Annotated in this window: 15 protein-coding genes; all 15 read right to left on the reverse strand. The window is 57.7% G+C overall.

The genetic code is table 11. The features are described 5' to 3' along the window. Positions 1–8 precede the first annotated feature (8 nt). The 15 genes from flgG to P8935_RS16550 all read right to left on the reverse strand — a co-directional run bounded on the left by flgG (position 9) and on the right by P8935_RS16550 (position 12,129). Complete coding sequence (gene flgG / locus P8935_RS16480) at positions 9–797, reverse strand: flagellar basal-body rod protein FlgG (RefSeq protein ID WP_348261389.1); 789 nt, start codon at positions 795–797, stop codon at positions 9–11. A gap of 26 nt (positions 798–823) precedes the next feature. Next, positions 824–1,561 (reverse strand): flagellar hook basal-body protein, encoded by a 738-nt coding sequence (locus P8935_RS16485; protein WP_348261390.1) that lies wholly within the window; start codon positions 1,559–1,561, stop codon positions 824–826. Between the two features lie 151 nt (positions 1,562–1,712). Next, positions 1,713–2,279: a chemotaxis protein CheX gene (locus P8935_RS16490; protein WP_348261391.1), complete on the reverse strand. Its 567-nt coding sequence runs from the start codon at positions 2,277–2,279 to the stop codon at positions 1,713–1,715. A 16-nt stretch (positions 2,280–2,295) separates the two neighbouring features. Then, positions 2,296–2,679, reverse strand: a complete 384-nt coding sequence (locus P8935_RS16495) for a response regulator (RefSeq protein WP_348261392.1) — start codon at positions 2,677–2,679, stop codon at positions 2,296–2,298. A 58-nt stretch (positions 2,680–2,737) separates the two neighbouring features. After that, positions 2,738–3,433 (reverse strand): hypothetical protein, encoded by a 696-nt coding sequence (locus P8935_RS16500; RefSeq protein ID WP_348261393.1) that lies wholly within the window; start codon positions 3,431–3,433, stop codon positions 2,738–2,740. Between the two features lie 227 nt (positions 3,434–3,660). After that, a complete protein-coding gene (locus tag P8935_RS16505) occupies positions 3,661–4,428 on the reverse strand; it encodes a FliM/FliN family flagellar motor switch protein (protein WP_348261394.1) in 768 nt (255 codons plus the stop codon). Then, positions 4,425–5,390 (reverse strand): FliM/FliN family flagellar motor switch protein, encoded by a 966-nt coding sequence (locus P8935_RS16510; protein ID WP_348261395.1) that lies wholly within the window; start codon positions 5,388–5,390, stop codon positions 4,425–4,427. Before P8935_RS16510 ends, P8935_RS16505 begins: the two co-directional genes overlap by 4 nt. Positions 5,391–5,444: 54 nt before the next feature. Then, entirely contained in the window at positions 5,445–6,278 is an 834-nt protein-coding gene (locus P8935_RS16515; protein WP_348261396.1) for a FliA/WhiG family RNA polymerase sigma factor, read from the reverse strand. Positions 6,279–6,333: 55 nt separating this feature from the next. Next, positions 6,334–8,436: a flagellar biosynthesis protein FlhA gene (locus P8935_RS16520; RefSeq protein WP_348261397.1), complete on the reverse strand. Its 2,103-nt coding sequence runs from the start codon at positions 8,434–8,436 to the stop codon at positions 6,334–6,336. Beyond that, a complete protein-coding gene (locus P8935_RS16525; RefSeq protein WP_348261398.1) occupies positions 8,433–9,635 on the reverse strand; it encodes an EscU/YscU/HrcU family type III secretion system export apparatus switch protein in 1,203 nt (400 codons plus the stop codon). Before P8935_RS16525 ends, P8935_RS16520 begins: the two co-directional genes overlap by 4 nt. 3 nt (positions 9,636–9,638) lie before the next feature. Then, on the reverse strand, positions 9,639–10,427 hold the full coding sequence (locus P8935_RS16530) for a flagellar biosynthetic protein FliR (RefSeq protein WP_348261399.1): 789 nt from the start codon (positions 10,425–10,427) through the stop codon (positions 9,639–9,641). 40 nt (positions 10,428–10,467) lie between these two features. Next, entirely contained in the window at positions 10,468–10,737 is a 270-nt protein-coding gene (locus tag P8935_RS16535) for a flagellar biosynthetic protein FliQ (RefSeq protein ID WP_348261400.1), read from the reverse strand. Positions 10,738–10,747: 10 nt separating this feature from the next. Next, entirely contained in the window at positions 10,748–11,455 is a 708-nt protein-coding gene (gene fliP / locus P8935_RS16540; RefSeq protein ID WP_348261401.1) for a flagellar type III secretion system pore protein FliP, read from the reverse strand. Continuing rightward, positions 11,452–11,778 (reverse strand): flagellar biosynthetic protein FliO, encoded by a 327-nt coding sequence (locus P8935_RS16545; RefSeq protein ID WP_348261402.1) that lies wholly within the window; start codon positions 11,776–11,778, stop codon positions 11,452–11,454. Before P8935_RS16545 ends, fliP begins: the two co-directional genes overlap by 4 nt. A 9-nt stretch (positions 11,779–11,787) precedes the next feature. Next, positions 11,788–12,129 (reverse strand): FliM/FliN family flagellar motor switch protein, encoded by a 342-nt coding sequence (locus tag P8935_RS16550; protein ID WP_348261403.1) that lies wholly within the window; start codon positions 12,127–12,129, stop codon positions 11,788–11,790. Positions 12,130–12,291: the final 162 nt, after the last annotated feature.

Here is a 12,291-nt window from a genome sequence, read left to right on the forward strand (position 1 = left end):
GTTAACCTCTAGCGGGTCATGTTATTGATTTGCGAATACATATCATCCGCCGCCTTAATGACCTTGGAATTCGATTCGTAGGCGCGCTGGGCCAGCACCATCTGGACAAATTCAGTGACCACATCCACGTTCGAGTTTTCGAGGTACCCCTGCTGCAAAGTGCCAAGGCCTTCGGCTCCGCCAGGATTACCGAGTACCGGATCGCCGGAACTCAATGTGGCCTGCATGAGATTCGAGCCAAGACTTTCAAGTCCACCGGGGTTCGGAAATGTCGCTAGCTGAAGTTGACCGAGTTGGGAAGGATTCTGCTGCCCGGAAAGCGTGGCATTGACCATGCCGTACTGCGTGATCGTCACGGCGGTTGCATTGGATGGAATGGTGACGTTCGGCAACACCGGATCGCCGTCGGTGGTGACAATCGTTCCCTGATTGTTGAGGTGAAACTGACCGGCGCGCGTGTAGGCGATGGTGCCATCGGGACGTTGCACCTGAAAAAAGCCGGGACCCTCAATGGCGACGTCAAGTGGATTCGAGGTCTGATTCAACGCTCCCTGCGTCATGATCACTTCAGTAGCCGCAGATTTAGTGCCGAGCCCAATCTGTAGCCCCGCCGAGACGGTTGACTGGCTCTGAGCTGCGCCGGGAGTGATCAGGTTTTGATAAATCATGTCTTGAAACTGAAGCCGCAACTGACGAAAGCCAGTCGTCGAGGAGTTCGCCAGATTGTTGGCGATAGTGTCCAAATTCATCTGCTGAGCGGTCATGCCGCTGGCTGCGGTGTACAGTGCTCGAATCATCACATCTCCCCTTCTTAAATCTCTCCCTACACTCTGGGCAGATCCTCGGTAGCGGTCTTGTTGAATTCGGTATGGAAGATGGTGAGCGCTTTCTGCATCATCTCGGCCTGACGCTGCATCATGATAAGATCAAGAGCTCCCTGCACAACATCCTGGTTTGCTCCTTCGAGCGCTCCCTGCTGAATGACCGCATCCCCTGATTGAGTTGGCGTGATGCCGTCTGCTGCGGCGTAGAGATTTGCGCCCTCCGGCTTGAGCTGCACACCGTCCCTGAAACAAAACACACCAACCGTGGCAACCGCGCCGCCGCTGACTGAGATCACTCCGCCGGATCCGATGGCCACCTCCCCCGGAGGAATCGAAATCGCCTTGCCCGTTGATGAAAGTACCGGCTCATTGGCGGCGGTTACAACGACACCGCTTTGCGAGCGATGAAAGCTTCCGTCGCGCGTGTAGCGGATGTCGTTCGCCGTTTGCACTGCGAAAAATCCATTGCCCTGAATAGCCAGATCGAGCGGGTTGCCCGTCTGCTGCATCGGACCCTGCGCCATACTCAACCGATCTCCGCCGAGCAAACCATAGCGATTGACGGCCTGTCCAAGTTGCGATTCTTCGCCATCGGGTCCCAGCAGAGTCGAACGAAAATACTCCCGCTCAGCGCGATATCCCGGCGTCTGCGCATTGGCAAGGTTGGCTGCTGCCGTATCCAACGCCTGGGTGCGAGCCATCAGGCCAGTCATCGCAGCGTAATAGCCACTGTCCATGAGGCGATCCTCTCGTGCGTTCAACGTGCAGAAGAAGGACCATTGCGGAGAGGAATGTATTAGAAGATATTCAGAATGACGAAATAACAAGGAGGCAGGGCGTCAGCCGGAGGTCAAAGCGGATTTTGCGGAACCTGCGTATTGAGTTCCACTATTGCAATGCGTCGCAAACAATAATCATCTCGAACGACGTATCGTCGAACGCATAGCTCTGGCAGATTCTGAACTCGGGAGACTGCACGTGCAAGTTGTAGTCGCTTCCTGTGATTACCGCTGGCACTGAAAGCCCGCAGTTGGCGGCGAGGTCGGGAACTTTGCTCTTCCATGTTCCCGCCAGCATGTTGCAGATTTCTCCGATTGCGTCTTTCACGATGTCGTCAACAGTTTCGAATTCCATGCCGGCCATGCGAGCCGCAATGGTGCAGGCCGCCAGAGCATCACAGCGAATGACGCAGGCGCCGCTCAGTATTCCGCCGAACCCTACAACTGCCGTCACCGACACTGCATCCTTGACGCCCGGGATGGATTTGACACCCTCCTCCAGACGGCATTGCACGCCCAGCATCGTCTCGAATACCTCGCGGACGCTGTGGTGCATATTCTCCGGGTCCGCAACCAGGTGCATCGAATCCTTCAACGTCATGTTCTTCTCCCCGCCACCTGAGGCCTGAATGCTGCGATAGCCATGTACAGATCTTCTGACGCCATTCAGCATCATTGCCAACTCCATTCGCTCATGCTGGCGAAAGCAGCGACAGCACGCGTTGTTTCACCTGATCGGCAGTGAAGGGCTTGCGAATATACCCTCTGGCGCCGGCCTGAATGGCTTGTTTGACGTGTTCTTCACTGGATTCGGTCGTTATCATTACCACCGGAACTCCCGGAGCAAGCTGCTGGGAGTGGAGTTGGCGAACAAATTCCAACCCATCCATCGATGGCATGTTGATGTCGGAAAGGATAAGGTCGACCTTTTTCGATCTGAGAACTTCGAGTCCTTCTAATCCTGAGGCAGCCTCAAAGACTATGAGAGACTCCAGGCCCGCCTGCCGCAAAGATCTCTCAATGATCTTGCGCATTACCGAAGAATCGTCAACGATCAAGGCTCGGACTTCGCTCATGCGTTCTTCCTCTGACCACAAGATCGGCATAAATTCCCAACCCTTGAGAAGTTGGTGCTCAAGAAGCACTCACGGAGCAGATCACATCAGAGATTGCAGAAATATGCGAAATCGATTGAGATGTAGGGCCGAGCCACATTCGCAGCCAGACACAGTCGCGCACCCGAACCAGGCGCGAATCCACCGGATGGAGCCTCTCGATGGAACGCGCCAGCAGATGGGCAGCAGCCGACACTGAAACTGCTTCCGCCAGCTGTACCGGCGGAAACTTCTTCTGGAGCATTCCGCTGAGGGCAGGACGAAATGCCGTGGATGGAACGATTCCGCTCTCCACGCGCATTCCTGTCATTCTGCTGACCGCGAAGGCCAGAACGGGGTCGAGAGTTTGCTCGAATCCGAGATAGATCAGCTTCCCTCCTGCCACGCGTAGCGGCAAAGCGCCAAACGCGTCCAGAAAGAGACGTGGCATTGCAGAAGTCAGAACGGCTGCGTCCTGCGAGTCTGGAGAAAGAACGGGACAACTCCACTGCAGAGCCAATGCACGCGTGACGACGGATTCATCCGTAGCGCGCTGCGCGATCAGCCATTCGCCCAGCCTGCCAGAGCCAGCCGCTGTTTGCGCCTTGAGAGCCTCGCGCAATTGCACGCGCGTGATCCATCCCTTTTCGAGCATCAGCAACCCCAGGGGGATGCGGTGGCGATAGTTCTCGCAGGGGGCTGCGCGTCCGTCTAGTTCGCGGCGCAACGCGGACAACAGGCAAGCTTCCGTGCATTCCAGCGAACATGTCCATCCACTTTCGAACATCGGTGTCGAACGATGACGAAACAAATGCATCCAGCTGGAATGGCAACCAGGATTCGCACAGCTCCTAAGCAGACCCGGACGAAAGCTGCGATTCCACGCAGTTTCCAAATCAAAATCGATTGAGGAAATTGGTTCTGCGACCTGCGAGGGGAGCGATGACGGATCTGCGCGTCGCTTCAGAAGAGACATCGTATGCTCTCCAGCCGTTTCTGCGGTGTTGCAACTTCGGTGACACGCAATCCGAAATTCCCGTTTACAAGAACGACTTCGCCGCGCGCAACAATCTTGTCGCCCACAATCAGGTCGACCGGATCAGTCACATGGCGATCCAGTTCCACCACATCGCCGGGGCCGAGTTCCAGAATCTCTCCCAGGGGCAATTCGCGGCAGCCAAATCGCAGGGCTGCCTCAAGCTCAACATCGAGGAGCAACTCAACGCCCGAACTCGCTTCTGGCTGCAGGTCCCCCGCATCCTCAGCAGGCGATGGATGCAATCGTGGTGCCGGGAATTGTTTTTCATCGCGTGCATTCCGGTATTGCAATGCATCGAGAACCCAGATCATCCATGAGCCGCCCGGCGAAACCAACCGGAAGCCTCGTGTACATACGTCCAAAGGGTCAGCAGGATGAATCGCTTCAATTCGGCAGGATTTACCCGAGGTTGAGAGGAAGTCGCCCGCCGCGGACTCCGCAATCTCACGCAAAAACTCGACCCAGGCACCTGTCTGATCCGCGCCTTCTCCGAGAAGCGGGGACTTGACGATCTCGCGATCAAGCATGACTGTGAAATTTCCAGTGACATCGCCGGAGATTTCTGCAACCAGAGCCTGCCCCGGAACGACGGCCGGAGGCAATTCACACTCGGCCAAGTGGGGCTCGCCCGCCAGGGCCTGCGAAAAGAGGGTGGTCGCGGCCGATATCCAGCAATCCATGTAGGTCTTCATGTGCGCGGCTCTTCCTGAGGCGCTTGTATTCGCGCGGCCCGGTGCGCTCCATGCCGGACGGGTTCTGCTGGAGCAAGATACTGTCCGCCCACCCTCCATTCAGCCGGTACTGCGGCCGAAAGATTCAGCCGCAACACGCTTCCGGGCGAAAGGTTTTGAATTTCGCACGCGGGCAGACGGACCGGAGGCAGTTGCAGACATCCGCCAAAACTAATCTTCCGGGCCGCCGTCTCCAGGCTGGCTCGCGTTTCCGGTGCGTGGCGGCGATGTCGCCCCCAGTCCGAGGTCAGGCGGCGAAGGATTGTATTGGCTACCACAGCCGGAAAAGCAAGATTGAGCAGCCCGGAACCCTGCGGCATGCGCACTTCGAAACTCAGGCAAAGCGTCTTCTCGGTGACGGACATGATGCGCGCAACCTGCGTCTGCATCTGTCGACGTTCAAAATTGAAGCTGAGACCAACGGACTGCCAGGCCGCTGTCAATTCGCGACAAATGATCTCAACCACGCTGCCCAGAATGGCCTCTTCGATATCCGTGAGTTCGCGAAGTGGCCCCTCCCGTCCCTCTCCTCCCAGCAGGAGATCGATGATGGGCGGCGCGAGCGCAAGGTCGAGTTGCAGAACCGACAAGGCGCCAAGTGGTTCAAGGCGAACCGAAGAGACATAACTGATCTCGGGGATGCGCATTAGGAATTCATTGAACGGAATCTGCTCGGCCGAAACCAGGTTGACCTGAAACTTGCACCGCAACCAAGCCGCAAGATTGTGGGTGAGGTTACGCGCAAACAAATCATTCAGCATACTGATGGCGCGGAGTTGCTCATTGGAAATCTGGCCCGCACGGTTGAAGTTGTAAGGAACCACGCTGGTGGATCTATCCAAATCCTCGACCGCGGCCGGCGTGGTGGTCCGGGCAGCTTGAAACAGAGCGTCGATCTCGTCTTGCTTGAGCATCTTCTCCATTCGGACAGACTCCTTACTCTTCCCAACACGTCAGGTATAGACCGGGAGATCGATTCAGATTGTTGCGCTTCGACGCGTAACTCGTCCGATACGCCCCCGACCCGCAAGATCCTGCATCGCCACCCGCAAGTGCACTACCGCCGAAGCGTGAATCTGCGATACGCGGGATTCCACCACCCCAAGCGCCAGACCAATCTCGCGCATTGTCAATTCCTCGAAGTAGTAGAGCGTCATTACCAGCCGCTCGCGTTCAGGAAGTCGCTCAATCGCTTCCCGAAGCTTGTCTTGGAGTTCGCCTCGCAAGCAGCAGAACAGAGGGTCTTCTTCCGGACGTCCCGGAACATAGGCTAGTTCTTCTTCGCCCGAGTCCTCATTGCGCTCCACGTGCAGGGTGCCGATTTCGAGCCCCTTGAGGTCCCCCAGCAGCGACTGATATTCCTCAAGGCTTACTTTCATTTCAGCGGCGATCTCAGCTTCGCCGGGAGATCGACCCAAACGACCCGTCAGCGCTCGAATTGCTTCTTCAGCCTCCCTGCCCTTGCGGCGCAGCTCGCGCGGGCTCCAGTCCAGACTTCGCAGACTGTCTAGAATCGCGCCCCGGATACGGAACTGTGCATAGCTGCGGAACTGCACTTTTTTCTGTGGATCGAACTTCGCGAAGGCGTCCATGAGGCCTACCACTCCCGCCGATACGAGGTCTTCAATATCCACGTGCTGCGGCAGTCGCTCATGAATGCGACGGGCCAGATATCGAACGATGGGCAGATGCTCAAGCAATAATCGCTCCTGCTCGCCATTCAACGACTCGGCCGGAATCGCCGGCGGATAGCCTCCCTGAGAGGCCGCTCTCCGCCGTGTTTCCGGAATTGCTACGGTATCAATGCCCATGCCATTCCCTCGCCTTCGCAATACTCTTGTCGCCTCTACCCGATGCCGCTCGCGTTTACCGGATAGTCCCCGCCGGTTTCAGGCGAATTTCCGCAGGTATCTCTGCAGCCGCCACCACTGCAAGTCTTGGCATGACCGGATCCAGCCACCGCTTGACGTGGTAACGAGCCGGACTTGGACAAAGGAGCACGGGAAGGGCCGAGGAGTTGGAGGCACCGATTAGATGCTTCAAAGAATCGGCAAGCCGGCGCACCAGCGGAATGGTAGGCACCGAGTTTGTGGGCAGAAATCGCTGACTGCCTTCTGGCGCAAAAGACGCGAGGATATCCTCTTCGATTGCTGGATCCAGCAACAGGACCGGCAATTGCCCATCCTGATCGAGCAGCGGAGCAATCAGCCTGCGGCCAAGTGCCTGGCGCGCGGCCTCGACCAAAGCGACGAGGCCCTTGTTCACGGCAGCCACTTCGAGCAAGGCCTCGAGAATTGCTCCAAGATCACGAATCGATACGCGTTCGCGCAAGAGCTGCTCAAGGACGCGCTCCACCTCTCCGAGCGTCAGCAGCTTCGGGACCAGTTCCTCCAGCAGCTTTGGGTGGCTGTCATTCAAAGTGTCCATTAGTCGCTTGGATTCGGCGCGCCCCAGAAGTTCGTGTGCATGCCTGCGAATCAACTCACCGAGATGAGTCGTAATCACGGTGACGCTATCGACGACCGAATATCCTGCGGCGATAGCCTGTTCCTCAATGGCAGAAGCTATCCAGACGGCCGGGACGCCAAACGCCGGTTCACGAGTTTCCTTGCCGGGGAGCGGCCGGCGCTGCGGATCGCCGGACACCGCCAGCATCTGCGTACCTTCCAGCTGCCAACGGGCGATCTCGATGCCGCGCAGGGACACAAGATACTCACGCGGGCGGAGACGGAGATTGTCGGAGATGTGCACCGGGGGAACAAGAAAACCCATCTCGGCGGAGAGATGACGGCGAAGTGCACGAACGCGATTCAAAAGCATGCCGCCCTGCTTCTCATCCACAAGCGGGATAAGCTGGAAGCCAATCTCGAGCGAAAGCTCTTCAAGGCGAAGCAGACCGGCCAGATCAGCCGATGGAGCCTGGTCCTGTTTCTTCTTCTCATTGGAGCTAATCTCAGAGATCAAGGCCGGTTCCGGAGATGCTGCAATCCTGCGTCCGAGCAAAAAGAGGACAGCAGCGACCAGCAGAAATGTAAATCCCGGCAGCCCCGGGATCAGGCACATGGCAGCGCAAACCGCGCTCGCAATATAAAGAGTCGCAGGTCGCGCGAAAAGCTGCTGGCGAATCTCGGTCCCTAGCATTCCGGCTGAATTAGCCCGCGTCAACGTGATGCCGCCAGCTACTGAAACCAGCAGCGAAGGCACCAGCGTTACCAGTCCGTCTCCTACGGTCAGGACGGTATAAGTTCGGGCAGCTTCGCCGAGTTCGACTCCCTGCTGCAATGTGCCAATCAGCAGACCCGCGATGATATTGATGGCGGTGATAAGAATGGTCGCCATCGAATCGCGCTGGTTGAAGCGCGCTGCGCCATCCATCGCGCCATAGAATTCAGCCTCCCGCGCTATGCTTTGGCGGCGCCGCCGCGCTTCGGCCTCATCAATCAGGCCGGCATTCATATCTGCATCGATGGCCATCTGCTTGCCCGGCAGCGCATCGAGCGTGAAGCGCGCAGTCACCTCGGCCGTGCGAACAGCTCCGTGGGAGACGACCAGAAACTGAATCGCAACAAGAGCGAGAAACAGGACGAATCCCACGATGTAATTGCCGCCCACCACAAACTGGCCGAAGGCTTCAATCACCTTTCGGGCGGCACCCGTTCCTTCGGACCCGTGCAGCAGGATTCGACGGCTGGAAGCAATATTCAGCGCAAGTCGGAACAACGTCAGCAACAGGAGCAGCGTGGGAAAGACGGAAAGCTCGACGGCGCGGCGGATTTGAATGGACGAAAGAAACACGATAATCGAAGCGGCCATCGAGAGGGTAAGAAGAAGGTCAAGCGCCATGGCCGGAAGCGGAATCAGCATGACGAAGATGACACTGATGGCGCCGATGGGCAGAACGTAGTCACGCAGCCGGTGGAGGATACCGGCAGGCGCGAGTGGCGCGGGGTTCAGGATAGCGGTACTCATCGTGGGCCTCGATCGAATGGAAGATCAGAATCAACGAATGTTTTCCTGGAGGTTGACGCTCCGGGGGGTGCTCCGGCATTACGCTGCTGCGGAACTGGAGTTCGAGCAGCGGATTGCGCTGCAGCCTGCCGTGCGCGGCGCTCCCGCATTTCGGTCTCAACGCGCTGACGATAGAGGTAGGCGAGAATCGCAGCGACTGCGGCATACAGTTCTGTCGGAATGGTGTGTCCTACTTCCACGGTGCGATAGAGGGAGCGGGCCAAAGGCGGGTTTTCAACAATCGGCACGCCTGCCCAGCGCGCTTCAACTTTGATCTCATCGGCAAGAAGATTGCGGCCCTTGGCCAGAACTCTGGGTGCATCCATCGCGATGAAGTCAAAACCCAATGCAACGGCGTAGTGCGTGGGATTGGTCAGGATCACTGCGGCTTTCGAGACATCCGTCTTGACCTTCCGGCGGCGCATCTGGCGCTGCAGACTGCGAATGCGACCACGGGTTTGAGGACTGCCTTCAGTCTCCTTGAACTCCTGCTTCATCTCCTCGCGGCTCATCATGAGTCGCGATTCGCGGCTCCGCCATTCGACCATGTAGTCCACTACCGCCCATGCAAGCAGCAGCCATGCGGATGCAACGAGAAGGCCGTAAATATCGGCCGAAAGCGAATCGAGCCGTGACGTCGAAAAGGGAGGGATGGTTAGTTCGCGTGCGATTCGTTGAACAGCAAACACAGCCAGCAGACTGGCTGGGAGAAGAGATTTTCCAAGACGGGCCGCGGCTCGCAGAGAGAAAAGGTTTTGTATGTTTGAAGCCGGGTTAACGCGGTCGAGCCGGAAACCGACAGCGCCCATGTTGATTTGCAGACCGCCAGTTTGAAGGACCCCGGCCAAGGCAGCCGCAACAGCGATGGATCCCATAATCACGCCGACCGGAAGCAACGCGCTCATCACGAGACGACGGATCGCGAAAAGGGTCGGCTGAAGCGTGGAGGGTTCCCATGCATCTGCAACGCACAGATTGAGTGCAGCGGAGAAAGAGGAGCGGAAGGTGTCCAGAACGTTTTGGCCTAAAAACCCCAGCGAAAGAACTCCGGCGAGCGTCGCCACAGCCGAGGAAAGTTCCCGGCTATGCAGGATATCGCCATCTTTGCGCGCTTTCTCACGCCGATGGGGAGAAGCCTGCTCGTTGCGATCTCCAGGCATTGGCTACCCTCCCAGTCCAAAGCCTGGCGATCTTGCAGGTCCTTGCAACAGCTTTTCCGCCATGTCGAGAAGTCCCGCAAAGCGCGCTTCGATAAAACGAGGCCACAAGGCCAGAGAGCCGATAAGGACGGCAAATCCGACAAGGGTTTTGAGGGGCACAGTCAGCGACATAACCGGCAACTGCGGACTGAGTTTACTGAGCAGCGCAACCGCAACCTCAATCAGCATGGTGGCCGCAAGGATGGGCGCCGCCAATTCCACCGCGGCGAGGAAAATGCCACCCGCCGCCTGAACGATCGCATGCGCGGTGAGCGGTGCGAGGGTGTACGCACCCAGAGGCACAGCACGAAAGCTGCGCACTAACGATGCCAGCAGAATGCGATCAAGGCCCGCTGCGATTAGAACCAGCGTTCCCATCAGTTGAAAGAGGTCACCCATCAGCGGTGTCTGGATATTGGAAGTGGGGTCAAGAAGATTGACCATCGAGAAACTGAATTGCACTCCGGCAATCTGCCCGGCGAACAAAAGCATCTCGTTCATAAGCGAAAGCACCAGGCCGTAGACAAGTCCGACAGCGATCTCGCTCAGCAGAGCAGTGAAGGAGATTTCGGTGTGTCCAGCAGGCAACGAGGCGACCAGCGGAGCAAGCAAAAGCGCAACCGCGCCGACGAAAACAGCTTTGGTCCGGGCTGGAAGAGCGGAGGAAGAGAAAAAGGGCGCAAAGACAACAATCCCGCTGATGCGTATCAAAGTTAGAACCATCGCACTCAAAAAGCTCGCCCAAGTGGCCATCAAAATCGCAACTCCGATCAGGTCCAGATCACCCGGTCCCTTAGCCCAGATAGCGGTGAAGGTCCGACATCAGCAGAAGGGTGTAAGCAGCCAGCCGCCCGAGAAACCACGGCATGCCCACCAGCAGGATGAGCGCCACGACCGCGAGACGCGGCACAGCAGTCAGCGACTGTTCCTGAAGACTGGTGAGGGTTTGGACAAGCGTGAGAATGAAGCCAAGTAAAACTGCTGCGACCAGCACCGGCGCACTCAGGATCATGGCCTCCTTCATTAACTGGCGAAGTAGCTCGGCAACAAGATCAGGAGTCATGCAGTCTTCCTTAGAAGCTTTTAAGCAGCGAGTGAGCCAGCAAATTCCAGCCGTCGACCATCACGAACAGCAGAATCTTGAGTGGCGTGGAGATGACCACAGGCGGCAACTGGAACATGCCTATCGAGGTTGTGATCGCGGCCGTCACCATATCAACCAGCAGAAATGGCAGAAACAGCACAGCGCCAATCGCAAACCCTGCTTTCAACTCAGAAAGGATGTAAGCCGGAACGACGACGCGCATAGGAAGATCGTCGGGTGCGTTGGGGCGCGGAATCTGACCCGCCGCCGTGAACAGCGCGAGGTCCTTCTCGCGGGAGTAGTGCAACAGAAAATGCTTGATCGGCTGCGATCCGCGATCGATCGCGTCCCAGCCCGTAATCTGTCCCGCGCGATACGGCTGTACAGCCTGCTGATCCACCTGGCCGAGTACTGGGGTCATCAGGAACCAGGTCATCATCAGGCCTAGACCGAGTAGCGTGGGGTTAGAGGGGGCAGTCTGCGTGCCGAGCGCCTGCCGCAAGAAGTGGAATACCACCATCAGCCGGACCAGGGGCGTCATGCACATCAGGATTGCCGGAAGAAGCGTGATCAGGGTGAGTGCGAAGAGAATCGTCCACGGCGTCGAGTCGGAAGGATGCAAACGTGCGTTGAGATCGGGCAGAAGTTGCGAGGTTGCGGGAACAGCTACGCGTGCTGCCACAAGGAGCGTCATCATGGACGCGCCTTTTCCGCGGCATTCTTCAGAGATTGCGCTGTCCGGCGGTTGTTGGGTGTGGGCAGGAGAGAAAAGAATGCAGGCGTACCCTCGGGAGAAGTCGCCACCAGCACGCGTTGCCCATCGGCTTCAATCAGAGCAACCGTCTGACGGGGAGCGAGCACGATTCGCTGCACGAGGGCGAGGCGAGGCTGCTGGAATTCACGATGGTGGAACCGGCTCAGAAACCACGCCACTAACCGAAAGCGCTGCAGAGATAGCACACGCGCAGCAGGCGGCCGGTGTCCTACAGCGAAGCTCAATGCATTTGCAAAGACTCCCAAGCTCTCTCCTTAAAGCAGACGGGTGATGCGAACTGCCAAAAGCTGATCGATCACTTCAAACTCTGCCCACGCCAACTGCGCACCGTGGGTTCCAAGGGGCATGTCGTCTCCGTTCATCCACTTCGAAGCGATCACCGTACCTGCGCTGAGATTCAGAAGATTGCGAACCCGAAAACCCCTGACGGGGACGGCGACATCGATCTCGACAGGAAGGCGAGCAACCAGCGGATTGATGCTGAGAACCCCTTCCACCGGCGGAGCCGGAGACGGCTGAGCCAGAACGGCTTCAGTCTTCATCTCCGCCAGACCGTTGGCAGTGGAGATCGTGGAAAGCTGGGATTGCGTCGCCATATGGCGGAGACTGGAGCAAGCAAGAACCCGCAAATGGAGCAGCTTCCTTAGAAGGGACTCATAATTGCGCGGGAATCGCCCCCAGCCCCAGCGTAAGCATCCGCAATTGGGCATTCACTTCGCTGCTACACTAGAAGCAGAGATTGCCTGAGACATTTGTGA

Source organism: Telmatobacter sp. DSM 110680 (assembly GCF_039994875.1).
Classification (GTDB): Bacteria; Acidobacteriota; Terriglobia; order Terriglobales; family Acidobacteriaceae; genus Telmatobacter.